Source organism: Arthrobacter sp. R-11 (assembly GCF_049913155.1).
Lineage (GTDB): Bacteria > Actinomycetota > Actinomycetes > Actinomycetales > Micrococcaceae > Arthrobacter.
Genome location: NZ_CP183979.1, coordinates 564784 through 590339, shown reverse-complemented (window position 1 = coordinate 590339; position 25556 = coordinate 564784). Strand labels below are relative to the sequence as shown.

25 protein-coding genes are annotated in these 25556 nt (G+C 66.2%); 8 read left to right on the top strand and 17 right to left on the bottom strand.

Annotation, left to right across the window (positions count from 1 at the left end; translation table 11 throughout):
- Nucleotides 1–49: 49 nt before the first annotated feature.
- The 3 genes from ACN9M4_RS02665 to ACN9M4_RS02655 are packed head-to-tail and all read left to right on the top strand — an operon-like array spanning nucleotide 50 to nucleotide 1960.
- Nucleotides 50–661, top strand: coding sequence for a serine protease inhibitor (locus ACN9M4_RS02665; protein ID WP_426302035.1), 612 nt, complete (start codon nucleotides 50–52; stop codon nucleotides 659–661).
- Complete coding sequence (locus ACN9M4_RS02660) at nucleotides 645–1598, top strand: 3-methyladenine DNA glycosylase (RefSeq protein WP_426302034.1); 954 nt, start codon at nucleotides 645–647, stop codon at nucleotides 1596–1598. Before ACN9M4_RS02665 ends, ACN9M4_RS02660 begins: the two co-directional genes overlap by 17 nt.
- A gap of 2 nt (nucleotides 1599–1600) precedes the next feature.
- Entirely contained in the window at nucleotides 1601–1960 is a 360-nt protein-coding gene (locus tag ACN9M4_RS02655) for a serine protease inhibitor (protein WP_426302033.1), read from the top strand.
- A 15-nt stretch (nucleotides 1961–1975) separates the two neighbouring features.
- Here ACN9M4_RS02655 and ACN9M4_RS02650 read toward each other — a convergent pair whose 3' ends face one another.
- The 4 genes from ACN9M4_RS02650 to ACN9M4_RS02635 all read right to left on the bottom strand — a co-directional run bounded on the left by ACN9M4_RS02650 (nucleotide 1976) and on the right by ACN9M4_RS02635 (nucleotide 8334).
- Nucleotides 1976–4096: an elongation factor G-like protein EF-G2 gene (locus ACN9M4_RS02650; RefSeq protein WP_426302032.1), complete on the bottom strand. Its 2121-nt coding sequence runs from the start codon at nucleotides 4094–4096 to the stop codon at nucleotides 1976–1978.
- 196 nt (nucleotides 4097–4292) lie between these two features.
- Nucleotides 4293–7445, bottom strand: coding sequence for a S8 family serine peptidase (locus ACN9M4_RS02645; protein ID WP_426302030.1), 3153 nt, complete (start codon nucleotides 7443–7445; stop codon nucleotides 4293–4295).
- A gap of 273 nt (nucleotides 7446–7718) precedes the next feature.
- Nucleotides 7719–8009: a DUF1540 domain-containing protein gene (locus ACN9M4_RS02640; RefSeq protein ID WP_426302029.1), complete on the bottom strand. Its 291-nt coding sequence runs from the start codon at nucleotides 8007–8009 to the stop codon at nucleotides 7719–7721.
- Between the two features lie 118 nt (nucleotides 8010–8127).
- Nucleotides 8128–8334: a hypothetical protein gene (locus ACN9M4_RS02635; RefSeq protein ID WP_426302028.1), complete on the bottom strand. Its 207-nt coding sequence runs from the start codon at nucleotides 8332–8334 to the stop codon at nucleotides 8128–8130.
- Between the two features lie 380 nt (nucleotides 8335–8714).
- On the opposite strand from ACN9M4_RS02635, the gene purS reads away from it, so the two are divergent.
- Genes purS through purL form a run of 3 tightly spaced genes read left to right on the top strand, consistent with a single transcriptional unit; the run spans nucleotide 8715 to nucleotide 12029 of the window.
- The gene (gene purS, locus ACN9M4_RS02630) at nucleotides 8715–8966 is read left to right on the top strand and encodes a phosphoribosylformylglycinamidine synthase subunit PurS (RefSeq protein WP_028265707.1); all 252 of its coding nucleotides are present in this window, start codon (nucleotides 8715–8717) and stop codon (nucleotides 8964–8966) included.
- Between the two features lies 1 nt (nucleotide 8967).
- Complete coding sequence (purQ, locus tag ACN9M4_RS02625) at nucleotides 8968–9723, top strand: phosphoribosylformylglycinamidine synthase subunit PurQ (RefSeq protein WP_426302027.1); 756 nt, start codon at nucleotides 8968–8970, stop codon at nucleotides 9721–9723.
- A complete protein-coding gene (gene purL, locus ACN9M4_RS02620; protein ID WP_426302026.1) occupies nucleotides 9720–12029 on the top strand; it encodes a phosphoribosylformylglycinamidine synthase subunit PurL in 2310 nt (769 codons plus the stop codon). Before purQ ends, purL begins: the two co-directional genes overlap by 4 nt.
- Nucleotides 12030–12106: 77 nt before the next feature.
- On the opposite strand, the gene ACN9M4_RS02615 is transcribed toward purL, so the two are convergent.
- A complete protein-coding gene (locus tag ACN9M4_RS02615) occupies nucleotides 12107–12715 on the bottom strand; it encodes an endonuclease domain-containing protein (RefSeq protein ID WP_426302025.1) in 609 nt (202 codons plus the stop codon).
- A 3-nt stretch (nucleotides 12716–12718) separates the two neighbouring features.
- On the opposite strand from ACN9M4_RS02615, the gene ACN9M4_RS02610 reads away from it, so the two are divergent.
- The gene (locus ACN9M4_RS02610; RefSeq protein WP_426302024.1) at nucleotides 12719–13159 is read left to right on the top strand and encodes a hypothetical protein; all 441 of its coding nucleotides are present in this window, start codon (nucleotides 12719–12721) and stop codon (nucleotides 13157–13159) included.
- Between the two features lie 20 nt (nucleotides 13160–13179).
- Here the strand turns inward: ACN9M4_RS02610 and ACN9M4_RS02605 are convergent, their stop codons facing one another.
- The 10 genes from ACN9M4_RS02605 to ACN9M4_RS02560 form a co-directional block, all read right to left on the bottom strand.
- Nucleotides 13180–13473, bottom strand: a complete 294-nt coding sequence (locus tag ACN9M4_RS02605) for a DUF503 domain-containing protein (RefSeq protein ID WP_426303367.1) — start codon at nucleotides 13471–13473, stop codon at nucleotides 13180–13182.
- 167 nt (nucleotides 13474–13640) lie between these two features.
- The gene (locus ACN9M4_RS02600) at nucleotides 13641–14528 is read right to left on the bottom strand and encodes a carbohydrate ABC transporter permease (protein WP_426302023.1); all 888 of its coding nucleotides are present in this window, start codon (nucleotides 14526–14528) and stop codon (nucleotides 13641–13643) included.
- A complete protein-coding gene (locus ACN9M4_RS02595) occupies nucleotides 14525–15424 on the bottom strand; it encodes a carbohydrate ABC transporter permease (RefSeq protein WP_426303366.1) in 900 nt (299 codons plus the stop codon). Before ACN9M4_RS02595 ends, ACN9M4_RS02600 begins: the two co-directional genes overlap by 4 nt.
- Nucleotides 15425–15516: 92 nt before the next feature.
- A complete protein-coding gene (gene ngcE, locus ACN9M4_RS02590; protein ID WP_426302022.1) occupies nucleotides 15517–16920 on the bottom strand; it encodes an N-acetylglucosamine/diacetylchitobiose ABC transporter substrate-binding protein in 1404 nt (467 codons plus the stop codon).
- Between the two features lie 231 nt (nucleotides 16921–17151).
- Nucleotides 17152–17781 (bottom strand): hypothetical protein, encoded by a 630-nt coding sequence (locus tag ACN9M4_RS02585; protein WP_426302021.1) that lies wholly within the window; start codon nucleotides 17779–17781, stop codon nucleotides 17152–17154.
- An 81-nt stretch (nucleotides 17782–17862) separates the two neighbouring features.
- Nucleotides 17863–18264: an MmcQ/YjbR family DNA-binding protein gene (locus ACN9M4_RS02580; RefSeq protein ID WP_426302020.1), complete on the bottom strand. Its 402-nt coding sequence runs from the start codon at nucleotides 18262–18264 to the stop codon at nucleotides 17863–17865.
- Nucleotides 18265–18283: 19 nt separating this feature from the next.
- Nucleotides 18284–18709, bottom strand: coding sequence for a CoA-binding protein (locus tag ACN9M4_RS02575; RefSeq protein WP_426302019.1), 426 nt, complete (start codon nucleotides 18707–18709; stop codon nucleotides 18284–18286).
- A 52-nt stretch (nucleotides 18710–18761) separates the two neighbouring features.
- Nucleotides 18762–19571, bottom strand: a complete 810-nt coding sequence (locus ACN9M4_RS02570) for a hypothetical protein (protein ID WP_426302018.1) — start codon at nucleotides 19569–19571, stop codon at nucleotides 18762–18764.
- Nucleotides 19568–20122 (bottom strand): RNA polymerase sigma factor, encoded by a 555-nt coding sequence (locus tag ACN9M4_RS02565; protein WP_426302017.1) that lies wholly within the window; start codon nucleotides 20120–20122, stop codon nucleotides 19568–19570. Before ACN9M4_RS02565 ends, ACN9M4_RS02570 begins: the two co-directional genes overlap by 4 nt.
- A 387-nt stretch (nucleotides 20123–20509) precedes the next feature.
- Nucleotides 20510–21799 carry an adenylosuccinate synthase gene (locus ACN9M4_RS02560; RefSeq protein WP_426302016.1) on the bottom strand — a complete coding sequence of 430 codons (1290 nt, stop codon included), beginning with the start codon at nucleotides 21797–21799 and terminating at the stop codon, nucleotides 20510–20512.
- Between the two features lie 370 nt (nucleotides 21800–22169).
- Here ACN9M4_RS02560 and ACN9M4_RS02555 point away from each other — a divergent pair, with 370 nt between their 5' ends.
- Nucleotides 22170–23612, top strand: a complete 1443-nt coding sequence (locus ACN9M4_RS02555) for a purine-cytosine permease family protein (protein ID WP_426302015.1) — start codon at nucleotides 22170–22172, stop codon at nucleotides 23610–23612.
- Between the two features lie 12 nt (nucleotides 23613–23624).
- Here ACN9M4_RS02555 and ACN9M4_RS02550 read toward each other — a convergent pair whose 3' ends face one another.
- Together ACN9M4_RS02550 and ACN9M4_RS02545 are read right to left on the bottom strand one after the other, a co-directional pair.
- A complete protein-coding gene (locus ACN9M4_RS02550) occupies nucleotides 23625–23960 on the bottom strand; it encodes a hypothetical protein (protein ID WP_426302014.1) in 336 nt (111 codons plus the stop codon).
- An 84-nt stretch (nucleotides 23961–24044) separates the two neighbouring features.
- The gene (locus ACN9M4_RS02545) at nucleotides 24045–25451 is read right to left on the bottom strand and encodes a GntP family permease (protein WP_426302013.1); all 1407 of its coding nucleotides are present in this window, start codon (nucleotides 25449–25451) and stop codon (nucleotides 24045–24047) included.
- Between the last annotated feature and the right edge of the window lie 105 nt (nucleotides 25452–25556).

The window sequence follows — 25556 nt, the reverse complement described above, 5'->3', positions numbered from 1 at the left end:
CTCGATAGTGCGCACCCGGGATAAAATGGCAGAAAGCAAGGAGTCCCGCATGCGACAGCGAATCTTCCGCACCGCCCTGGCCATCGCCGCCGTCGGAGGAGCCGTCGTCGGCCTGGCGGCATGCTCGCCCGGGAACGGTGGCGGCACCCCGACCAGCACGGCTCCCTCAAGCACGGCCCCCTCAAGCACGGCATCGCCGCCGGACACGAGCCCCAGCCCCGGCGCTTCAAGCGGCGGGCTGCTCCCGGACGAGACCGAGTCCCCCGGCACCAAGCCGGTCCCCGCACCGCCGTCAGGCACTCCCGCCAGCCCGGGCAAGGGCGACGCCGAACTCTCGATCCTCATCACCCCGTCCCCGGGCACCGACCCCACCAGCTATACCCTGGTCTGCCAGGGCGGCGTGCCTGCCGCTGAGAGCAAGCACCCCGATGCCGCCGCGGCCTGCGCGGCCCTGAAGGCGAACCCGGCGTTGCTCACCCGCGTCCCGCGGCCCAAGGACCAGGCCTGCGACCTGCAGTACGGCGGCCCGAAGACCGCGTTGGTCACCGGCGCCGTGGACGGCGTCGGCGTCGAGTCCTCCTACAAGCTCACCGACGGCTGCGAGATCGCGGCCTGGGACGCCGCCAAGGCGGTGCTCGGCTCCAGTGGCGTTGGCGAGTAAGCTGCGGCTGCTTCCGGAAGAGCAGTGGCTCCGTCTGGAAGCAGCCCACCACGAACGTGTCCGGCGCTACGCGGACCCCTACCTGGAACGGCGCTCCGCCGGGAAGAAGCACCCGGTGGAGGACTTCCTCTTCACCTACTACACGCAGAAACCCGGGCAGTTATTGCGCTGGCATCCGGGCGGGGGCGCCGTACTCTGCGGCCGGCGTGCCGCCGAACGCGCGGACTGGAAGTACTACACGCTGCTCGACGACGCCGGGCTGGCGTCCGCGGGCCTGCCTGCGGGAAGCACGGCGGTCGCCTTCGACCGCCGCCGCTTTGTTGCCGACCGCGCCGAAGCCCTCCGCTTCGCCGCCATCATCCTGTCCGGAACCGCGGCACGCCCCGCCCAGTTCGCGTGTTTCGGGCTGCACGAATGGGCCATGGTCTACCGGCAGGACAAGTTCGACCTCCGCCATGAGTACCTCACCCTGCGGCTGGGCTCGGAGGGAACGGACGCCGTGGTGGAAGAGAACCGGATCCGCTGTTCGCATTTCGACGCCTTCCGCTTCTACACCCCGGATGCCGTGCCGCTGAACGAAATCACGCCCAGCCGGGAAAACCAGCGCTTCATGGAGCAGCCCGGCTGCCTGCACGCCAACATGGACCTCTACAAGTGGGCCTACAAGCTGGCGCCCGCGTTGCCAAGCGAGCTGGTGATGGACTGCTTCGAACTGTCCTGGCGGATCCGGGCCATGGACATGAAGGCCTCCCCCTATGAGCTCAGCGAATGGGGGTACCCGGCCATCCGGATCGAGACGCCGGAGGGCAAGAACGAGTACGTTGGCCAGCAACGGGCCTTCGCAGCCGAAGCCCAGGAGCTGCGCGGCCGCCTGCTGGCGGAAATCCGGCCGCTGCTTGAACTGCTCGATGCTGCTGGACACCTCGGGAAAGGGTAGCGATGAACCAGTACGACGTCGAACTGACCGTGACGCTGCTGGACGCACCGGGCTCCGCGGAACAGGAGTTCGTGCTGCTTGCCGCCGACGGTGAACCGGCCAGCGAATCCACGGTGCCCGACCCGCGGGCGGCACTTGCCGCCGTCGAACAGTACGGCGAGGAGATCTTCTTTCCGGTGCCGCGGCCGGACCGCCGCTGCACCCAGCAGTACGGCGGACCGCAGACGGCCAGGGTGACCGGCACTTTCCGGGGCCGCCAGGTGAACTGCCGCTTCAGCCGCACAGACGGCTGCGAGATCGCGAAATGGCGCAGCATGGCAGCGCTGCTCGGCGGCGTCCAGGGTTCCACCGGCGCCATCTGAATCCCGGCCGGACGGCTAGGGCACGGGGTCGTGCCTCAGGTAGCTGCGCCGGAAGCTGCCGCCGCCCGCGGTCAGCGCCCGGAGCTCGAGGGCGTAACGGAGCAGTTCCTGGTCCGGGACTTCGGCGGTGATCTCGGTGTTGCCCTCCTCGGACGCGGTCCCCGTCAGCCGGGCGCGGCGCGCTGAGAGGTCGCTCATCACCGAGCCCACATAGTCGTCGGGCACCCGGATGACCACGGACGAAACCGGTTCGAGGAGCTGGATGCGCCCCGCCGCGGCGGCTTCCCGCAGCGCCAGCGCCCCGGCCGCCTGGAACGCGGCGTCGGAGGAATCCACGCTGTGGGTCTTCCCGCCGTGCAGGGTCACCCGGATATCCACCACGGGAAATCCCTCGGCCACGCCCTTCTGCATCTGTGCCCGCACACCTTTCTCCACGGAGGTGATGAACGGGCCCGGGATCACGCCACCCACCACCTTGTCCACGAATTCGAATCCGCGGCCACGTTCGAGAGGCTCGACGTCGATGTCGCAGATCGCGAACTGGCCGTGCCCGCCGGACTGCTTCACGTACCGCCCGTGGCCGCTGGCGGGGACGGCGAAGGTCTCCCGCAGCGGGGTGATGACGTCCACGGTCTGCAGCTTCACGCCCTGCTCGCGCAGCCGGTCCAGGACGACGTCCGCGTGCGCCTGCCCGGTGCACCACAGCACCAGTTGGTGGGTCTCGGAGTTCCGTTCCACCCGCAGCGCGGGGTCCCCGGCAGCTACCTTCGCCAGCCCCTTGGCGAGCGCGTCCTCGTCGCTGCGGGCCGCGGCTTCGACGGCCAGCGGCAGCAGGGGTTCGGGCATCTCCCAGACCTTGATCAGCAGCGGATCGTCCTTGGCGGACACAGTGTCCCCGGTTTCCGCGCTGGCCACCTTGCTGAGCGCGCAGATGTCCCCCGCCACGCTGAACGGCACCGCCCTCAGTGCCGGGCCCCACGGCGAGTACAGGTGGCTGGCGCGTTCATCGGCGTCGTGGTCCGGGTGGCCGCGCTCGGACAATCCCCTGCCGCCCACATGCACGGCAGTGTCCTCACGGAGGGTTCCGGAGAAAATCCGGACCAGGCAGACCTTGCCCAGGAAGGAATCGACGCTGGTCCGCACCACTTCCGCAAGCAACGGCCCCTCCGGGTCGCAGCCCAGCCGTTTGCGCGGCGTGCCATCCGGTCCCGTCGCCTCAGGGACGGCGCGTTCCAGCGGTGAGGGGAAGGCCGTGCGGAGAAGTTCCAGCAGTTCGGCCAGGCCGAGTCCGGTGCCGGCAGACACGGCGAGCACCGGGAAGAACGAGCCCCTGGCGACGGCGGTTTCCAGGTCCGCCAGCAGGGTTTCGAGGGCGACTTCCTCGCCGCCGAGATAGCGGTCCATGAGGGTTTCGTCCTCGCTTTCGGCGATGACCCCTTCGATCAGTTCGGCCCGGGCACCCTCGACGGCGGCCAGCTCCGCCGCGTCCGCCGGCCGCCTGGGCGGCTGCCCGCCGTCGTCGGTTCCCGAAACGGTTCCGCTCAGCAGGTCCAGCAGCCCGGTGGTTTCACCGCCTTCCCGGAGCGGGACCTGCAGCGGGAGCACCGACTCGCCGAACGCTTCCCGGCAGGCCGCGACGGCGGCGTCATAGTCCGCGCGCGGGTGGTCCAGGCGGCTGATCGCCACCGCACGCGGCGTCCCGGTCTGCTCGCATTCCTGCCAGAGTGCCACGGTGGACGCGTCGACGCGGTCGACCGCGGAAACCACGAACAGGGCCGCATCCGCGGCGCGAAGGCCCGCCCGCAGCTCGCCAGTGAAATCGGCGTAGCCGGGGGTGTCGATCAGGTTCACCTTCACCCCGTCCAGGAGGACAGGCACCACGGAAAGGCCCACGGACCGCTGCTGGTGGACGGCGGCGGGGTCCGAATCGCCCACGGTGGTGCCGTCCACGATCGATCCCATGCGTGAGATCACGCCGGTGGCGGCCAGCAGCGCCTCGACGAGCATGGTCTTGCCCGCGCCGGAGTGCCCCACAAGCGCGATATTGCGGATCATGCCCGGCTGTTCGACGGCGAGCCCGGCCGCGTCGTTCCGCCGGAGCTCCTTGCCTTGTCCGCTGCCATTTTTTACCGACATGGGTGCCTCCTGGAGCTGCCGCCGGGCGTTTACACCGATTCGACACCCGGCGGGCACCCTGCGGCAAGAGCATGTGGCCAGGGATGCGCATGAGGTTTCGCCCGGGGTGCAGGAGACCAGACGCAGAAAAGCTGCGGCCGGCGGGTTTTCCGCCGGCCGCAGCCTCCTAGTTGTTGCAGTTAGCCGCGCTTTGCAGTCAGCCGGCGTTGTCCGGCAGCTCGCGATCCTCCTGCTGCAGCTTCTGCTGGGCGGGGACGCCGCCGTTCAGCTGCTGTTCGGGCGCAACTGCCACCGCGCCGTCGGCCGAGATGATCACGGAGACGAACGTCGGTGCGCTGGTGCCCGCGAAGGTCAGCCGTCCGATGTAGGAACCGGGTTCCAGTCCGGTCCAGCCCAGGGTGATCTGGCCCTTCTTGCCGTTCTTGAGCTGGATCGGGTTCGGAGTCACGGTGGCGTTGCCTTCGTTGCTGCCGAGGATGGCGGCATCGACGCTTGCCTTGGTGGGCCGGTTGTCCGGGCTCGCGAACAGGTTGACCAGGATCGTGTACGTCCCGGCTTCCGGGGCTTCGATGGACAGGGATTCACTGGCGCTTGCGGTGGCAGCGGTCAGCAGCTCACCGGACGGAGTGAACACGTACAGGTCGAAGTCCGCGGCGTCGTCGGCGGAGATCACCGAGAACTTGGCGAGCGCAGCGCCCTCGGCAACCTCGGCGTCCACCAGGACGTTGGAATCGTTGCTTGCAAACGCTGCGGGGCCGGGCACCAACTCGGTGGCCGAGGACTTCGCCTTTGACAGGCCATCCAGGGTGACCGCGGTCGGCGAATCCGTGCCGGAGAGGATGCCGATCGCCGCGGAGCCATTGGCCTGGTCCGAAGTGAAGGAGAGATCCTTGCCGGCAATCACCGACTGCGGGCGGACCGCAACCGGGGAAACCACCGATTTGCCGGCGCCCTCCCACTTCAGGGAACCCATGGCGAACTTGGCCAGGGCGGCGTTCTTGTTCTCGAAGGTGACCTTGAAGGATTTCTTCTGTCCCACGGCCGTGAAGTTCAGCACGGATGGGGTGATCTTCACGTCGATGCCCGGGACGTTGGCGCTGGCCCGGTACAAGCCCGGGGTAAGCGCGGTCAGGGTGCGGGTGACCTCGACCTTGCCGGCCAGGTTGCCCAGGGCGAAGGACGGAAGGTTCATGTTCCGCGCCGGGGTGCTGCCGAGGCCCGGGATGCCCAGGTCAACGCCGGTGCCCTGGATGAACTTGAGGTAGTCCTCGGTTCCAGCGTCGTACACCAGGCCCGGATCCAGCACGCGGGCGGCATTGATGTGCCCGGCGCCGGTGGCGAAGACGTCCGTGTTCTTGCTGCCGTCGGCATTGACCACATCTGAGGCGGTGGTCATCATGGCCGACTTCACGGTGGCCGGGGACCATGTGGGGTTCTTGCCCAGGATGAGGGCTCCGAAACCTGCGATGTGCGGGGACGCCATCGAGGTGCCGGAGAGGAACCCGAACGTGTCACCGCCGGTGCCGATCGGCGAGACGCCGGCCAGGACGGCTACGCCCGGAGCAGCGACGTCCGGCTTCAGCAGGTCCGAATCGCTGGCAGCGAGCGGACCGCGCGAGGAGAAACCGGCAATCTGCGGCTGTGCCTCAAGCGGCAGCCCGGTGGTGTCGTGGTCGATCAGGGAGACCGTGATGGCTGGGCTCGCCGCAACCTTCTGCTTGATTTCGCCGGTGGCCGGCGGGTTCACGTGGACCGTGGGGACGGAGTGCTTGTCCGTATCCAGGGAGGAGCTGGCGAGGTTCACCAGGATCATGCCCACGCCGCCGCCGCGCTTGACCTCGGCGCTCTTGGCCACCCGGTCCACCACGCCGCGGTCGCAGACGACCACCTTGCCGGCGATCTTCGCCGGATCCAGGGAGCCGGGCGCGCAAATGGCTGCGTTGCCCGTGCCGGAGGCAGCGTTGGCGGAAAGGACCACGCCGGCGTCGTGCACTTCGGCGTTCATGATGCTGGCGCCGCGGTACTTGCTGCCGTCGGAGAATTCAACGGTGCCCTGGAGTTCCTGGGAGAAGCTGCTGGCGGCCACCGTGGTCAGCCAGGGTGCGCCGTGGTTGACCGTTCCGGCGGTGGGGCCGGAGTTGCCTGCGGATACGGCGACGAAGATGCCGGCGGAGGCCGCGGAGAGGAAGGCCAGGGACACCGGATCGGTGGTGGTGTCCGTGGAACCGGAGATGGAGTAGTTCAGGACGTCGACGCCGTCGGCAATGGCCTGGTCGATCGCGTCAACGGAGGCCGAGCCGTAGCAGCCGCCCGTGTTGGGGTCGTCGTCTTCCCAGCAGACCTTGTAGATGGAAAGCTTGGCCGCCGGGGCCACGCCGCTGGTGATGCCGAAGCTACGGCCGTCCACGGTGGCTTCGACGTCGGAGTTGCCCGCCGCGGTGCTGGCCGTGTGGGTGCCGTGGCTGTCAACGTCCACCGGGGAGATGCGTTCCTGCGGCGCGCGGTGCTCTTCCGGAACGGTCTCGAGGAAGGCATCGGCGAAGTAGTGGGCGCTGAGGACCTTGGAATTGCACGCAGTGCCGTCAAAGTCCTGGCCGGTCTGGCATTCGCCCACGAAGGTTTCGCCGTCGGCCTTCAGCATGGCGATCTTGCCGTCGTCCGTGCGGTACGGGACACCCACCTGCGGGTTGCCGCTGAGGGGCTGTACCGGCTCACCGGTGAAGAAAGCGCTCGACGGCGTGTAACCGGTATCGATCACGCCCACCACGGTGCCGGCCCCGGCTTTGTCCTTGCCGCCGAAGCGGGTCTCCCACAGCCCGCCGGAGCCGCTGAGCTTGAGGAAATCGGTGGTGGAGTAGTCCGGTGAACGCTGCGTGTCCGGGGCAACCAACAGGACTTTGGGGTTCTTGGCGAGGTTGACGGCCTGCTCCGCCGTGAGGTTGGCGCTGAAGCCGTTGAGTGCCGAGGTGAAGTCACGCTTGATGCTGACGTTCTCCTGGGCTGCCACTTCGCGTTGCTGCTGCTGCAAGTGGGACTGGTACCGCCGGACTTCGTTCCTGCGCACGTCCAGCTTCTTGCCTGTTTGCGGCTTGGTGGCCGCATAGCCCGGCGTGCCGCCGTCGTAGGTGGCTGCGGGCTTCTCCGCGAGCACCACGATGTAGCGCCCGTCCTTGTACGCCTGGGGATCAAGGTTCTTCTTGATCGTGGCGGCAGCGCTGCTGCCCTGTGCCGGGGCGGCCTGCGCCGGTGCCAGCGCCATGGACGACAGCAGCACCGGTACGCCCACGGCCAGCGCCGCAGCTCTTCGAAGGCCCCCGCTTCCGACGAAGCTCTTTCCTCTTGATTTCACGAGTGATTTGCACCTTTCTAAAGGCGATCCGGCCGCTCGTGCCAGGATCAATCAACTTGGAATGCTGCCAGTTTGGAATGCTGCCCGGTTGACAGTTCTTGACAACCGCTCGGAAGCAATCGCTTCATACAGTACAGAGCGATAGCTGAATATGACATAGGGCACAAAGTCTGATTTCACGCTTGTCACACGGAGCCTCCGGACATGGAAAAAGCCCGGGCATGGAAAAGGGCACGCTCCGTGTGGAGCGTGCCCTTCGGCTTTCAGGGTGTGTCAGGCGTGCTGGTAGGTGAGGCAGTCCGCGGCCTCGGCCCCCGGGCCAACCCTGACATCATGCGCCTCGCACATCAGGTGGTTGTTGTGGATGCATTCGCTGCGCTGGCAGGCACCCACGTGGGCCAGGACCTTGGGAAGCCCGCCCATGGCCGTGGTGTCGATGAACGTGGCACACGAGGCGTGATCCGTGGTGCCCCCGATGGTGATTCCAAATGCGGTACACCCGTCATGGTTGAATCCACAGCTGCCAACGCTGCAGGCGGAGACTTCGGCAACATGTTCGGTCATGGTTCCTCCTGGCTCGGTTCTACTGGTTTTCAGTTCAGCGGGAATGACCCGGCATGGAACCAAAGCTACGCCGGTTTTCCGGGCTTTCACCCGCAGGATTAGCGCATTTGTACGTTCGCTATTCCCTCACGGAGGCGGGCGGCTGGGCTGCTCCGCGCAGGGCTGCGCTGATCCGCGCCCGGGCGGCCGCGTCGAGCAGGGCAACGCTGCGGTTTTCGCGCGCAGCCCGGTCCAGTTTGATCTTCTGGACCACCATCCTGCCCAGGCCGGCGAATACGGCTGCGGCCACCACCGGCAACACCATGGACTTCAGGTTCCCTGCCATGCGGCCATCCTAGTCCCCGGCGGCTCCCCTGCCTTCGTACCTCAGGCGGGGGACCCCTCGCCACCGTGGGCCCACCCGGCGGCTCCCCTGCCTTCGTACCTCAGGCGGGGGGACCCCTCGCCACCGTGGGCCCACCCGGCGGCTCCCCGGCAGCTCCCCACGTTCGGGCCCAGCCGGCACAAATAGGGTATGGAACGGTTTGGCCGGTAGAATGGGCGTGCAAGCTCGCGGAGCGCCCCTTATCCGTAAGACACTGCACCAAACACCATTGCCTGACACCCCTCTTGAATGCTGTTTGAATGCGGTTCGGCGTGAGACGGCACCACTCCGCGGAAGCCTTTGACAAGGTTCAACCAACGCTCACGCACAGGAGTTACCGGATGCCCCGGATCGTCGTCGACGTCATGCCCAAGCCCGAGATTCTGGACCCGCAGGGGAAGGCGATCGTGGGAGCACTGCCCCGCCTCGGCTTCACCAGCTTTAGCGCAGTCCGCCAGGGCAAGCGCTTCGAACTGACCGTCGACGGCGAGGTGACCGACGCTATCCTCGCCCAGGCGCGCGAGGCCGCAGAAACCCTGCTGTCCAACCCGGTCATCGAAGACGTCGTCAACGTCGAGGTCGTCGAGGCCTGAAATGACTGAACTTCCCCTGATCGGCGAGGCCCCGGTGGCCGCCGAGTCCCGGTTGGACGGCGCCAGGATCGGCGTCGTCACCTTCCCCGGCACCCTTGACGACCGCGACGCCGCCCGTGCCGTCCGCCTCGCAGGCGGCACCGCCGTCGCGCTCTGGCACGCCGACACGGAACTTGCCGACGTCGACGCCGTGGTGATCCCGGGCGGCTTCTCCTACGGCGACTACCTGCGCGCCGGCGCCATTTCGCGTTTCGCGCCGCTGATGTCCAAGATCATCGACGCCGCCAACTCGGACGCCAAGCTGCCGGTCCTGGGCATCTGCAACGGTTTCCAGATCCTCACCGAATCGCACCTGCTGCCCGGTTCGATGATCAAGAACGACCACCTGAAGTTCCTTTGCCGGGACCAGGTGCTGCGCGTGGAAAACAACACCACGGCCTGGACCGCCGACTACGAAGCCGGCCAGGAGATCCTGGTTCCGCTGAAGAACCAGGACGGCCAGTACATCGCCGACGAGAAGACCCTGGACGCCCTTGAGGCCGAGGGCCGCGTCGCGTTCCGCTACGTGGGCTTCAACCCGAACGGCTCCCGCCGCGACATCGCAGGCATCACCAACGCCGCCGGCAACGTGGTGGGCCTCATGCCGCACCCCGAGCACGCCGTGGAACCCGGCTTCGGCCCGGAATCCAACGCCGGCACCGACGGCCTCGGGTTCTTCACCTCCGTTTTGAACAAGATTGTGGGAGGCGCCAAGTGACCACGGAGACCAACAAGAAGTTCAACATCGACACCGTCGAGAACGCAGCGAACACTCCGGACACCGAACTCCCCTGGGCCGAACTGGGCCTGAAGGAGAACGAGTTCGCAGAGATCGTCAAGGTCCTGGGCCGCCGCCCCACCGGCGCCGAGCTGGCCATGTACTCCGTGATGTGGAGCGAGCACTGCTCCTACAAGTCCTCCAAGAACCACCTGCGCCAGTTCGGCCAGAAGGTCACCGAGGAGATGAAGAAGGACATGCTGGTGGGCATCGGCGAAAACGCCGGCGTCACCAACCTTGGGGACGGCTGGGCCGTGACCTTCAAGATCGAGTCCCACAACTCGCCGTCGTTCGTTGAGCCCTACCAGGGCGCGGCAACCGGCATCGGCGGCATCGTCCGCGACATCATCTCCATGGGCGCCCGCCCCGTGGCCGTCATGGACCCGCTGCGCTTCGGCGAGATCGACCACCCGGACACCGCCCGCGTCATGCACGGCGCCGTGGCCGGCATCGGCGGCTACGGCAACTCGCTGGGCCTGCCCAACATCGGCGGCGAGATGGTGTTCGACGCCGTCTACCAGGGCAACCCGCTGGTCAACGCCCTCGCAGTGGGCGTCATGCGCCACGAGGACATCCGCCTGGCCAACGCCTCCGGCAAGGGCAACAAGGTTGTCCTCTTCGGTGCACGCACCGGCGGCGACGGCATCGGCGGCGCTTCCGTGCTGGCGTCCGAGTCCTTCGACGACACCAAGCCATCCAAGCGCCCCGCCGTCCAGGTGGGCGACCCCTTCGCCGAGAAGGTGCTCATCGAGTGCTGCCTCGAGCTCTTCAAGGGCTCCCTCGTTGAAGGCATCCAGGACCTCGGCGCGGCCGGCATCTCCTGCGCCACCTCCGAGCTCGCCTCCAACGGCGACGGCGGCATGCAGGTGGAACTGACCGACGTGCTGCTCCGCGACCCCACGCTGACCCCGGGCGAAATCCTGATGTCCGAGTCGCAGGAACGCATGATGGCCGTCGTCACGCCGGAGAACGTGGCAGCGTTCGAAGCCGTGATGGACAAGTGGGCCGTGGAATACGCCTGGTTGGGCGAGGTGACCGACACCGGCCGCCTCATCATCACCTGGGAAGGCGAGGTCATCGTCGACGTCGACCCGCGCACCGTCGCCCATGACGGTCCGGTCTACGACCGCCCGTACGCCCGCCCGTCCTGGCAGGACGCCCTGCAGGCGGACACCTTCACCGGTTCCGTGCAGGACGCCGGCCGCCCCGCCGCCCCGGCGGAGCTGGCTGCCGCCGTCACTGAACTGGTCGCATCGCCGAACATGTGCGACAAGTCCTGGATCACCAAGCAGTACGACCGCTACGTTGGCGGCAACACCGCCATGGCGTTCCCGGACGACGCCGGTGTGGTGCGCGTGGACGAAAAGACCGGCCTGGGCGTTGCCCTCGCCACCGACGCCAACGGCCGCTACACCTACCTGGACCCGTACAACGGCGCCCAGCTTGCACTGGCCGAGGCCTACCGCAACGTGGCCACCTCCGGCGCCGTGCCGATGGCCGTCTCCGACTGCCTGAACTTCGGCTCCCCCGAGGACCCGGATGTCATGTGGCAGCTCGCCGAGTCCATCCGCGGCCTCTCCGACGCCTGCATGGAGCTGGGCGTTCCGGTCACCGGCGGCAACGTCTCGCTGTACAACCAGACCGGCACCACGCCGATCCACCCCTCCCCCGTGGTGGCGGTGCTGGGCAAGCTCGACGACGTCGCGCGCCGCACCCCGTCCGGCTGGAAGGAAGACGGCCAGGCGATCTACCTGCTGGGTACGACGGCGGCCGAACTGGACGGTTCGGAATGGGCCAAGCTGCGCGGCCACCTCGGCGGCCTGCCGCCTCGCGTGGACCTGGCAGCCGAGCGCCAGCTGGGCGAGATCCTGATCAACGCCAGCCGCGACGGCATGGTCGACTCCGCGCACGACCTCTCCGAAGGCGGCCTCGCGGCAGCCCTCGTGGAGTCCGCGCTGCGCTACGGCGTCGGCGCCCGGATCGCCCTGGAGGAACTGCTCGAGCGCGACGGCGTGGACCTGTTCACGGCGCTGTTCTCCGAGTCCCAGGCCCGGGCCATCGTGTCCGTGCCGCGTTCCGAAGAGGTCCGCTTCAAGGACATGTGCACCGCCCGCGGCTTCGCCCACCTTCGCATCGGCGTGGTGGACGCGGCTTCCGGCGCATTGGAGATCAACGGCGTGGAGACCCTGTCCCTGGACGCCCTCCGCGAAGCCCACGAAGGCACCCTGCCGAAGTACTTCGGCTGACGCCTCCGCCTGACAGCATCGAGTGCTCCGTAACTGTCGTTCTGAGCCTTCAGAACGACAGTTACGGAGCACTCGTTTTAACTACGCCCCTTCGGTCGCCACCCTGCCTGGATGAGGGCCGTCCGTACTTTAGCCACCGCAGGCTTGGCATCGTTGACCATGTGCCGCTTCGAGATGCGGATCTCGGTCCAGCCCAGCTCTTCGTACCGCTCGGAACGGGCAATGTCCCGGACGACCTGTGCTTCCTCGCTGTGGGCCGATCCTTCGTATTCGACGCCGACTTTGTACTCGCGGTATGAAAGGTCCGGCTGGACGGGGCGTCCGCCGTCGCCCGAGTCAACGGGCACGTTGACCTCAGGTTCCGGCAGTCCTGCCCGCACCAGGGCCAGCCGGAGGAGGGACTCCTGCGGCGAGTCCGAGCCGAGCCGGATCAAGCGGATTGCTTCTTTCGCCTTCCGCAACCCGCGCTTGCCCTTGTGGCGATCGATCATCCTCTGCAAATCGGCCAAGGTGCAAAGCGGCTTGTCCCGTCCTTCGAATTCGGGCCGGGGTATTCTCACGCAACTGTCCCCCGCCACCACCAGCTCATCCACGGACAGGGTCTCGGCAAGGTCCAGCCACGTCCGTTCCGGGGTGGTAAGCCTGATCCCGTTCAGGGTGGTGATTTCGTCTTCGTAGAGTTTCATCCGGTGGACGACAACGTGGGGCCTTTTCAGGTAGGCCGCACCTTCCGGCCTGATGATATGGAACATCTGCAAAGGCTCCTTCCGGAATCGCCGCGGCAGATCGAGAAGCTCTGCGGCTGTGAGGTGGGAAGCGGCGCATCCCTCATTGACCTCGACGAATGGCCGCGCGCGGATCTCCAAGGGGACGTCCGCCGTCGGGAGTTCGGAGCGGATGCCCCGACCCAGGCCAACAAGGGATCCATGGCGGAGCCGCCGGACGCTGACACCTCGGCGGACGGCTTCGGCAGTCGTGAAGGGCCGGCCCTGCAATTCGACCGGAAGTTGGCGCGCGGTTTTCATGGGCACATCAGAACAGACTCAACCCAATGCCCGCAGAAGTTATCCACAGCCTCGATCGATTGCTTAGTTGGTGTCGTTTTGGGGCCTCAAAACGACACCAACTAAGCAATCGATGGAGAGAAGAGTCAATCCTCGCTGTGGAGGTCGCGTCGACGGGCGCTGAGCAGCTCGAGTTCCGGGCGCCCGGCAACCAGGCGTTCGACGGCGTCGAGCACCTCCACCAGGTGGGCCCGGTCCGGGGCAACCATCGCCGCCCCGATCAGCGCCCGCCGGTGCTGGTCCAGGAATCCCGTCTCCGCGGCCGACACCTCGAAACGGCGTTTGAGCTCGGCCACCACCGGCCGCACCAACGAGCGCTTCTCCTTGAGGCTGTGCACATCGCCCAGGAGGATGTCGAACTCAATCCAGCCGATCCACATGGGCCCATTATGGGCCAGCCACGGGAGGCTGAGCTCACCCATCAGGTCCCGGCCCTCGCCGTCGAGCTGGCGGCTGACGATCCGCACAACGACGACGGCGGCCCCCACCGGAAGATGGGAACCGCCGTCGTGCACCGGCTCAGCCGAGCCGGATCGGGAAGGTCACTCTAACGCGAGGTGCCTTGCGACACCGAGCCCTGCAACTGGCGCTGGAAGAGGATGTAGGCGATCAGGACCGGGATCACGGTAACGGTGACGGCCGCGAACAGCGCCCCGAAGTCCACCGCATAGCCCATCTGCTGCGCAAAGACAAACAATTCCTGGGAGAGGACCTTGGGGCCGCCGGCGTTGATGGTCACCGGGATGAGGAACTGGTTCCACAGGCCAAGGAAGTTGAAGATCGCCACGGATGCCAGGCCGGGCCTGGCCATGGGCAGCATGATCTGGAAGAAGGTCCGCCATTCCCCGGCGCCGTCGATCGCGGCAGCCTCGGCGATTTCACCCGGAAGGTTCTTGAAGAACGCGAACAGGAAGAACACAGTGAACGGCAGGGCGAACGCCACGTAGGTGATGATCAGGCCCGGCAACTGGTTGAGCAGCCCCATTCCCTTGAGGACGCCGAACAGCGGAACCATGGCCAGGAAGATCGGGAAGGTCAGGCCGGCCAGCATCAGGACGTAGATGACCCTGCTGCCCCGGAAGGAGAAGCGGGCAAGCACGTAGGCGCACATGGCCCCCAGCAGCATAACCACCACCAGCGAGACGCCAACCACGATCACCGAGTTGATGAAGGCCGCACCAATGCCGGCCTCGGTCCAGGCCTTGATGTAGTTGTCCAGCTTCCACGCCCCCGGCAGCGCGAATGGCGATGCGAAGATCTCGTTGGAGGTCTTGAAGGAGGACATGAAGGTCCATAGCAGCGGCAGGACCACGATCGCGGACCAGATCGCCAGGACGACGTGCGATGTTGCCGCTACCGCCAGGTCACCCGGTGTGCTCTTGGCTTCGCGCTCGATGTGGCCCGCGGGGGCTGTCTTTTGCTTCAGGAGAGTCACAGTCTGCCTCCTTCGGAACCGCCGGTCAGCTTGTTCACCAGGAACACGAGTCCGGAGAAGAGCAGGGTTGCCAGGGCAAGGATGACGCCCATGGCGGTCGCCAATCCGAACTGGCCGCGCTGGAAGGCGGTGAAGAAGAGCTGCTGGGACATCACCAGGGTGGAGTTCTCGGGTCCGCCGGCGTTCGGGAACAGCGAGGCCATGTAGACGAAGGCGTCCAGGGCGAAGATGCCCAGGTAGACGTAGGCGGTCTGGATGTTGTCGCGGATCATCGGGATAGTCAGACTGACGGCAGTGCGGAAACGACCTGCACCGTCAATGCGGGCAGCCTCGAAGAGTTCGGCGGGGATGCCCTTGATGCCGGCGATGAAGAGAACCATGTAGAAGCCCACGAAACCCCAGATGATCACGAAGATGGAGCACGCCATGGCCGTATTGGTGTTGCCCAGCCAGGCATAATCCTTGAAGTTAAGTCCCAAGGCGTTCAGGGCACCGTTCAGCAGGCCGCCGCTGGGGTCGTAGATCTGGCCCCACATGATACCGATCGCAACGGCAGGAATCGTGTACGGGAAGAAGGAAACCACCCGGTAGAAGCTGGAGTTCCTCAGGCCCTTGACCTGGCCCTTGCTGCTACCGCCCACCGTGACGAGCGTGGCCAGGATGAGGCTCAGGACCACGGTAACCAGGGGGACGACGATCAACAGGATGACGTTGTTGCTGAGCGCCTTCAGGAACTGGTCATCTGTGAAAATCCGCGCGTAGTTCTCCAACCCGACGAATTTGTAGTTGGGGCTGAAGCCGGACCAGTCGGTCAGGGAATAGACAAATGCCTGAAGGAACGGCCAAATCACAAAGACCAGGTAGATCGCCAGCGGTATCCCGAGGAACACCACCATGAAGGAAACCTTGTCAAAAGTCAGGTTCTTGCGGCGGCTCTGGATGGCGGCCTTGCGGCCGCCTTCCAGAACCGCCGTTGGCGGGGGCAGGCTCACTTGATTTCAACCTTCTTGATGGAACTGTCATTGCGGATCTTGTCCGACATCTTCTGCATGTCCTCGGCCAGCTTGGCAGCGTTCGACTTGCCGTCGAGGAATGCATTCCAGACAACCAGGACGTCCTTGTTCATGCCGTAAAGGTCAAGGAACTGCCAGTTGAAGACGTTCTTGCCCGCGGCATCGAGCATCTTGGTCTGGGAGACCAGGGCTGTGGAGCCGAAGCCGTCCGCCGGGACCGTGTCCTTGACGACCGTGGGGGCCAGCTTGGTCTTGGCGAAGTTGGCCGCCGCGTCCTTGGACAGCATGATGCGCAGGATTTCCTTGCCCCCGGCCTTGTTCTTGGCCTGGGAGGGAACGATGAAGGGCTCGCCGCCGCCGGAGTGGAGTGCCTCGTAAGGCATCTTCGGGCTGCTGCTGGGGGTGGGCACGGGAGCGCCCGTCATCTTGAAGTCGGCCTTGGTCTGGTCCTTCATTTCGTTTTCGATCCACGAACCGGAGGGGTAGAGCAATGCCTCCTGGCCGTTGCTCCACTGTGCCTGGGCGGCCGTGAAGGCGGTGCCGGAACCGCCGGGCTTGAAGTGGCCGGCCTTGACGTGCTTGTCCAGAGCCTCGAACACCTTGGTAAGCGCCGGGTGCTTCCAGCTGTCTTCCTTGAGGTTTTCCAGGGCCACGCGGACCTCGTCGCCACCTTCCTTGATGGCGGAGGACAATGCCAACTCGAGGTAGTAGCTGGCGGCTTCCTTGCCCCACAGGAACAGGTACTTGCCCTTGGCCTTGGCCTTCTCGCCGAGTTCATAGGCCTCGTCCCAGGTCTTCGGGGGCGTCCAGCCGTTCGCCTCGAAAAGCGAGGCGGAGTACCAGACACCGAAGAGGGTCAGGACGTAGTTGATGGCTACCAGCTTGCCGTTGAAGGTGCCGGGGGTCAGCACGCCCTCGTACAAGGTGTCCTTGATGGGAGTGCCTTCAAGGTTCTTGGCATCCACAACGGGCTGCAGGTCTTCAAGCTGGTCCAGGATGGTGCTGATGCCGATGGACTGGGCACCGGAGTTGTCCACCAGGTCCGGCGGGTTGCCGCCGGCGAAGCGCGGCTGGAGTTCGGTGGAGATCGCGGTCGAGGGGGTGATCTTGGCGGTGGAACCCTGGTGGTTCTTGTTGAAGATGTTGCCGGCGAAGTCGACGTAGTCGATTCCGTAGCCACCCTTGAAGATCACTGCGTCCACGGTGGAGTTATCCGCTATGCCGAACGGGTTGGTATCCGAGACGGTACCGGTGGGGCCGGCGGTGGTACCGCCGCCCGACGCGCAAGAGGCCAGGGCTCCGCCCATTGGGGCCAGCACGGCGGTGGCGAGCGCACCGCGGAGAAAACCACGGCGTGCGAAGGACTGCTGAACGTTCATCCTAAAACCCTCCAGGGACTCGTAGGACCGATCCGGACGGCGCCCGTGCCTTGATTTCGGATCGGCTGGAAGGCGCCCGAAGCAGCGCCACCCTCGTGTGACATACTTCACCACTAGTGATCGAAAATCAATATTTCTGGCTAGTTTCAATCAACTTTTGTCAAAACGTGATCTACCCAAGAAGCGCCTCCAGGACCTCCGGAGAGGCTCCAAAAAGAAAGAAACCGCAGCTCAGGACCGTCCGCTAAGCGACCTTTCGCACTCGTCGATGGCTTCACGCGCCCAAAGTTGCTGCTGCGGAGTGCCGACTCGTTCGGCCCATTGCTCGGCTAGCTGGAACTCCACCAGCGCTTCGGTGCGCCGGCCGTCGTCGTGCAGCGCCCAGCCGAGGTTGCTGTGCAGCGAAACCATCCAGCGCTTGGTGCGCGGATCGTCGACGGCGGAGGCGTACTCGAGCGCACTGCGCGTCCAGGATTCCTGGTGGCCGGAGTCGGCTATCGCGAGCATGTGCAGCGCGTCCACCGTGAGGAATTCTTCGCCGAGGTGGTCACCGAGCTCCGCGGCCTGTTCGAGCAACGGCACGGCCATGGCAGGATGCCCGGAGGAATTCAGCAGCCGCCCGCGCTCCAGCAGGACCCGGACAGCCAGCGTGGGCTCCTCCTGGGTGTCGATCGAGTCCAGCAGGGCATCGGCTTCTTCGTAGCGGCCCTGCAAGCCGATGGCGCGGCCCAGCTGGGTGGCCAATTCCAATCGCTCGAAATCGTCAAACCGGGAGTCCTGCATGGCTTCCCGGAAACGGGCCTCTGACAAAGCCGGATCTTCGAAGGTCCACAATTCGTCGATTGTTCGTTGCTCCAGCATCTGGCCGCTCCCGATTGCGTCAAGGCATCGAATGGTGTTGCGCACTCTCAATCTATCCGACTTGCCCCCTGCCGCGGCAGGTCACTTGCCTGCGAGGCGCGCCCACCCAAGTTGCTCCTGTTGCTTCCTGCTGAGCCCTGCCACTACGAGGTCGTAGGAGTCCTCCACCATGTCCCGGATCATGCCATCGGGCAGGCTGCCGTCCAGCCGCACGCCGTTCCAGTGGGTCTTGTTCATATGCCAGGCGCCGGTGATTTCGGGATGCGCCGCGCGCAGCTGCACGGCCAGAACCGGATCGCATTTCAGGCTCACCGACAGCGGCTCAGCGTCCAGGGCAGACAACGCGAACATCTTCGCCTCCTGGGCCGCGCCGCCGGACACCGCGGAACGGACCTTGAAGACGGAGGCTTCCGGGCCGAAGGGAAAGTCCTCGAAGGCACCGGGAAATCCGAGGCAGATCAGGCGGAGGGTGGCAGCGTCCATGACCCGAGCCTAGTCCAGGTTACAGACCGTAATGCCAGCCTTCCCGCGCCGGGCAGGTGTTGAGCACCACGTCCAGGCCAGCGGCCTTCGCACGCTCGACGGCGGCGTCGTCGTTGACCCCGAGCTGGAGCCACACCGCCTTCGCGCCGGCCGCGATCGCCTGGTCGATCACCGCGCCCACGCGGCTGGAGTTGACGAAGCAGTCCACGACGTCGATCGGTTGCTTTTCAGCGGGAATGTCGCCCAGGGTCTTGTAGCCGGTTTCGCCGTGGACGTCTTCGCCGCGCAGGTTCACCGGAATGATTTCCATGCCCATGCGGTCCCGGACATAGAGCGCGACATCGTACGCAGAGCGCCACTCGTTGTTGCTCAGCCCCACGATGGCCCAACGGCCTTTGGTCCGCATGAGGCGTTCAATGACAGCCGGATCATTCGCGTGGGTCATTCCCCCAGCCTACGCCCGCATGCCGGCCTCGCTTTGGCAGGAACGAGACGGCTCAGAAGCGGATGCCGAGCCGCACGATGCGCCGGAGGACGTCCTCCACGGCCTTTCCGCCCACGCGGCCTCGCTCGTTCAGCATGAGCTCGACGGAGTCCCTGAAACTCATCTGGGAGGACCCGGCAGGCGAGCTGGGCCCCGGCCGGACAGTCCCGGCAGGCCTGTCTTCCTTCCGGGCGGCTGCTGCTACCTTGGGCTTCACCTTGTGCGGCTTCTCCGCCTTCTTTTCGGTAAGCGCGGCGGGCGACTTTCCCGCGGAAGGGGCGTTTCCCGTGGAAGCGTGGCCCGGGACAGCGGATGGCGAAGGGGACGCCAGGCTCTGCGGAGTCCCGGCAGCGGCTTGCGCCGTGGGAAGGCTGGAAGGTGCCGGGACAGCAGTGACTTTCGGGGCGTCCGGGACCGGCCCGGCCGGAACCAGCGACGGCGGCGCAGGGTTCCCTTGAGGCGCCCAGCCTGCGATCAGGCTTTGGATGAATTCCGGGGAGTTCTGTTGCAGGCCGCCGGACGCCGCAACCCCTCCGATCCCTAGGCCCATGGCCGTGACCACGGCACCGGCGACGATCGCGGGGCGGTGCTTCCTGCGGCGGCGCCCGGCGAGCTCATCGCCATCGGGGTTCGTGCCGCCGTCGGGATCTACTGAGGGGACGCCGAGCAGCGCCGCAAGCTCGCCACGGGGTGCCGGGGCGGGCAGCGCCGACAGGCCTGCGATGGATTCGAGGGAGGCCTTGAGCAGCGCATCGCCGGGCACGCCGGCGTCGAGCATGAGCTCGGAGACGAGCTTGTCACGATCCGCATTGGAACGCGTCATGGCGCCACATATTCCTTTACTGCCGAGTGTTCACGGAGTGTGGTCAAGGCCCTCCGCTGCAACTGCTTTACTGCACCTTGGCTTTTCCCCATGATTTCGGCAACTTGCTCCACGGTCAGCCCCGCAATGATCCGTAACGACAGCACCTCGCGCTGCTCTTCGGGGAGGAAACCGAGCAGTGCCAGAACTTCTCCCGGAGCCACCCGGTCCATCGCTTCGGCTTCGGCCGAGAGAACCTCCCTGGTATCCCGTTCGGCTTCGAACTCCTGGTGCTCCGGCACCCTGACTTGCCTGCGGTGGTCATCCACCATCCGGGCGTGGGCAACGGAGAAGACAAAGGTCCGGAGACCTTTGACCCCGCCCGAGATGGCGTGGATCCGCGGCAACACTGCAAGAAAGACGTCCTGCGTGAGGGCTTCCGGGTCCTGCACACCCTTGGCGCTGAGATAGCCCAGCACCTGGCCCGCGAAGGACTGGTATACAGCACTGAACAGCTCGGCGTCATTGCCCCGGAGGGCCTGCAACGCTTCGTCGGTCAGGGCGTCAGTCACGGTTCAGGTGCTTTCGGTGGATGCGGGGTCTGCTGCCGTTGTGCGCGGTTGTCCCGGCGGACTCGCTGCGGGCACCCCTCCAGCCTAACCGCCCCCGCCTGCGCTGCCCAAGACACACCCCGGCCCGGCCCGCATCCATTTGCCAAGCTCCTTGAGGCAAACGAAGGGCCGAGCTGGAACATGATGGGGGACAGATTCCAGCTCGGCCCGTTCACTGGAGTAATCGTTGCAGCCACCCAAAGGGTTACGCGAATTCCGAAGTTTTTTCTTGGAAGGATGTTTTCCCAGTTCAGGGGTGGTTTTGGAGGCATCGACAACGACGGCGGGCCGCCCGCAAGGTTCCATCGAAACCCCGGGCGGCCCGCCGTCGTCGTACGTTCTTGGTGCTTAGTCCTCGATCAGGTCGTGCAGCACGATGGTCTGGTCGCGGTCCGGGCCGACGCCGATCGCGGAGAAACGGGTGCCGGAGAGCTTTTCGAGCGCCAGCACGTAGTTGCGCGCGTTCTCCGGGAGGTCCTCCAGGGTCTTGGCCGCGGTGATGTCCTCGGTCCAGCCCTCGAAGTACTCGAAGATCGGCACTGCGTGGTGGAACTCGGTCTGGGTCATCGGCATTTCGTCGTGGCGGACGCCGTCGACGTCATAGGCCACGCAGACAGGGATCTGCTCGATGCCGGTGAGCACATCCAGCTTGGTGACGAAGTAGTCCGTGAAGCCGTTCACGCGGGAGGCGTGGCGGGCCAGGACGGCGTCGTACCAGCCGCAGCGGCGCGGGCGGCCGGTGTTCACGCCGAACTCGCCGCCGGTCTTCTGCAGGTACATGCCCATCTCGTCGAAGAGTTCCGTGGGGAACGGGCCGGCGCCGACGCGCGTGGTGTAGGCCTTGATGATGCCGATGGAGCGCGAGATGCGGGTGGGGCCGATGCCCGAACCCACGGAGGCGCCGCCGGCCGTGGGGTTGGACGAAGTGACGAACGGGTAGGTGCCGTGATCGACGTCCAGGAACGTTGCCTGGCCGCCTTCCATGAGCACAACCTTGCCCTCGTCCAGGGCGTTGTTCAGCTCAAGCGTGCTGTCGATGACCAGCGGGCGCAGGCGCTCGGCGAAGGACAGGAAGTAGTCCACGATCTCGTCCACCACGATGTCGCGGCGGTTGTAGACCTTGACCAGGAGTTCGTTCTTCTGGCGCAGCGAACCTTCCACCTTCTGGCGGAGGATCGACTCGTCGAAGACGTCCTGGACACGGATGCCCAGGCGGGCCACCTTGTCCATGTAGGCAGGACCGATGCCGCGACCGGTGGTGCCGATGGCGCGGCTGCCGAGGAAGCGCTCGGTGACCTTGTCCAGCACCTGGTGATACGGGGCCACGAGGTGGGCGTTGGCGGAAACGCGCAGGCGGGAGGTGTCGGCCCCGCGGGCTTCGAGGCCGTCGATTTCCTGGAAGAGGGCCTCGAGGTTCACCACGCAGCCGTTGCCGATGATCGGAATGGCGTTGGGGCTCAGGATGCCTGCGGGAAGGAGCTTGAGCTCGTACTTCTCACCGCCGACGACGACGGTGTGCCCGGCGTTGTTGCCGCCGTTGGGCTTGACCACGTAGTCAACGCGGCCGCCGAGCAGGTCGGTCGCTTTGCCTTTGCCTTCGTCGCCCCACTGGGCTCCGACGATCACGATAGCGGGCATGGGATCCTCCCCCATTCTTTTCGGGCAGGCGACGGGAACACCGCGCCTGGCGCCGTACATGAGAACGCCCCGAAGCCAGGCCCTGTCCATGGTCTTCAACAAAGATTCATGGGCAGGAAGGGCAAGAGTTCCGGGGCTCTTACCAGCCAAGTTTAGCGGATCCGGCCCCGCGACACGGTGTCATGACCCCGCACCGCACGCCGGGGCCGAAGCCGAGGTCCCCCGGAACGGACACGGCAAACCCCGGGAGCCTGCCGGCGACACGCCGAAAGTGTCTGGGATCCGCGACACCACGGCTCCGGATCCCATTGTTCCGGGGACGTGATTGCTGTGACATGGAACATGCCCGTTCAGCATTAGGAGTAAGACCATGGCAGCAGCAACAAGCAGCGCCGTCGAGGCACGGTCGATCGAGATGATCCCGCCCGGCGAGCGCCACGGCCACCCGAAGTCCCAGTTCACCCTGTGGTTCGGCGCCAACGCCCAAATCACCGCGATCGTGGACGGAGCCCTTGCAGTGGTCTTCGGCGCCGACGCGTTCTGGGCCATTATTGGCCTGCTCGTTGGCAACGTGCTCGGCGGCATCGTCATGGCACTGCACTCGGCCCAGGGCCCCAAGCTGGGCCTGCCCCAAATGATCTCCAGCCGTGCGCAGTTCGGCGTCTACGGTGCGGTCATCCCGCTGGTCCTGGTCATCCTGATGTACGTGGGCTTCGCATCCACCGGAACCGTGCTCTCCGGGCAGGCAATCAACCTGATCCTCGGTGTCAACGTTCCCGCCGTCGGAATCCTGATCTTCGGTGCAGCAACCGCGCTGCTGGCCATCCTCGGCTACAAATACATCCACGCCCTGGGCCGGATCGCCACCGTGCTGGGCCTGGCCGGCTTCCTTTACCTGACGTTCGCCGTGCTGACCAAGTACGACATCGGCCAGATCATGTTCCTTAAGGGTTTCGAATGGCCTACCTTCCTGACGGCCATCGCCCTGGGCGCCGGCTGGCAGCTGACCTTCGGCCCCTATGTTGCGGACTACTCCCGGTACCTGCCCCAGGACACCAGCGAACGCCGGACCTTCTGGTACACCTTCGCCGGTTCCGTGGGCGGCGCCCAGTGGGCCATGACCATCGGCGCCCTGGCTGGCGGCCTGTCCGCCGCGCACCTGGGCGGGGACTTCCTGAAGAACCAGGTGGGGTACATGGGCGACCTCGCCGGCGGCGGGCTGATCGCCGTCTTCATCTACCTGATGATCGTCAGCGGCAAGCTGACGGTGAACTGCCTGAACGCTTACGGTGCCTTCATGTGCTCGGTGACGATCGGTACCGCCGTCAACCGCCGCGACACCGTTTCCCGCACGGCCCGCATCGCGTTCATCCTGGTGGTCATCGGCGCGAGCGTGCTGATCGCCCTGTTCGCCAGCAAAGACTTCCTGAACCTGTTCAAGAACTTCGTCCTGATGCTGCTCATGGTCTTCACTCCGTGGTCCGTCATCAACCTCGTGGACTACTACAAGGTTTCCCGCGACCGCCTGGACATCCCTGCCCTCTACAACCCGAACGGCCGCTACGGACGGTGGAACGCCGCTGCCCTGGTGTCCTACGGCATCGGCGTCGTGGTCCAGGTTCCGTTCCTCGCCCAGGCCCTCTACACCGGCCCGGTGACGCACTGGCTGGGCGGGGCGGACATCTCCTGGATCGTGGGCATCGTGGTGACCATGCTGGTCTACTACCCCTGGGCCAAGGCCACCAACCGGGCACCGCTGGAAACCATCTACCCAAGCGAGCACGCGGCAGCTGCCCGGGTGCCGGCGTCGTAACGGCTTAAGGCGCTATTGGCGGGCGGCCGCGAGCGCGGCGTCCGCCAGTGCCGGCCACTCCCCCGCGGCCGCGAGCGGAACCTCGACCCAGTCCTTGAAGGGCCGGCCCATGCCCGAAGGATCGAAGAGCACGGCCCCTGGCAGGGCGAGCGCCCGTCCATGCTCCGGGTTGTCGCGGCCGAGCTTGAAGGCCACCATGTCCCCGTTGAGGCAGGCGATCGCCTTCTTGTCCAGCAGCAGTGAACGGGCACCGAACATCTGGCCCGCCACCACTCCGGCGTCGAGCAGATCGGCCCCCAGGTTCTCGAAGGCGGCAACGGCGGCAGCGGACGACTCGCGTTTCTCCATGGCGGCATCATGCCCGACGGCGGGACCTATGCAAAGCGCGGCCGGCACCTTTTGGTGCCGGCCGCGTTTCCCGTTCCGGACGCCCTATCCGACGGCTCCGGCGACGGCGAACACCACTGCCGCAATGCCGAAGCCTGCAACGCCGATGAGCGTCTCCATGACCGTCCAGGTGGCCAGGGTGGTCTTGACGTCCATGCCGATGAAGCGGCCCACCAGCCAGAATCCGGCGTCGTTGACGTGGGAAACCACCACCGACCCGGCGGCAACGGCAACAACGAGCGCCGCCAGTTGCAGGCCGTTCATCCCCAGTTCTGCAACGGCCGGGGAGATGAGGCCTGCTGTGGTGGTCAGCGCAACGGTCGCCGAGCCCTGGGCGATGCGCAGGATCGAGGAGATCAGGAAGCCGGCCAGGATCAGCGGGATGCCGGCGTCGCCCAGCACATCGGCCAACGCCTTGCCGATTCCCGACATCCGCAGCACCGCACCGAACATGCCGCCGGCACCGGTGATGAGGATGACCGAGCAGACCGGGCCGAGGGAGGACTCGAGGAGGCCTTCGAGCCGCTCGCCGTGGAGGCCGCGGCGCATGCCGAGAACGAGCGCGGCGACGAACACGGAGATGAGCAGCGCAACAGGAGTGTCACCAAGTGCCCGGATGATCTGGAACCACTGCTGTTCCTTCACGGCGTCAGGCAGGAGGTGCGAGGTGGCCAGGGTGTTGAGGCCGGTGTTGAGGAAGATCAGCACGAGCGGCAACAGGAGGATGCCCACGACGGTACGGAAGCGCGGCGGGTGGGCCTCAGCCTCGGCGGAAGCGTGGCCAAGGATTTCCGGCACGGGAAGCTCGAGCTTGCGGCCCGTCCACAGGCCGTAGAGGTAGCAGGTGAGGTACCAGGTGGGAATGGCGGCGATGAGGCCGACGATGGTCACCAGGCCGACATTCGCTCCGAGGATGGCGGAGGCCGAGACCGGCCCCGGGTGCGGCGGCAGGAACACATGCATCACGGAGAACGCTCCGACGGCGGGCAGCGCGTAGCGGAGCACCCCGCCTCCGAGGCGGTGGGCGACTGCGAACACGACCGGCAGCATGACCACAAGGCCGGCGTCGAAGAAGATCGGGAAACCGAAGATCAGCGAGGCGAGGCCCAGCGCGAAGGGCGCACGCTTCTCACCGAAGAGCTTGATCAGGTAGTCGGCCAGGACTTTGGCGCCGCCGGAGGTCTCGACAATGCGGCCGAGCATGGTGCCCAGGCCGACGAGCAGGGCAACGGTGCCCAGGGTGGTGCCGAAGCCGCCGACCAGGACGCCTACCACCTTGTCGGCGGGGATGCCGGTGGCGAAGGCCGTGGCAAGGCTGACAGTGATCAGCGCAAGCAGGGCGTGCATCTTGAAGCGGATGATCAGGACGAGCAGGACGGCGATGGCTGCGGCCGCGATAAGCAGCAGCGGCCCGGCGCCGAGGGTTTGGGTCCATCCTTCGATGGTGGTCATGGTGCCTCCTCAGGCAGGGTTCATCAGCCCGTGCCGGGGCGCGCCGGACTGCGCCGGCGGGCGTGCCCCGATGGACGGGCTGCGGTTGGGGAAATGTGGGGTGTT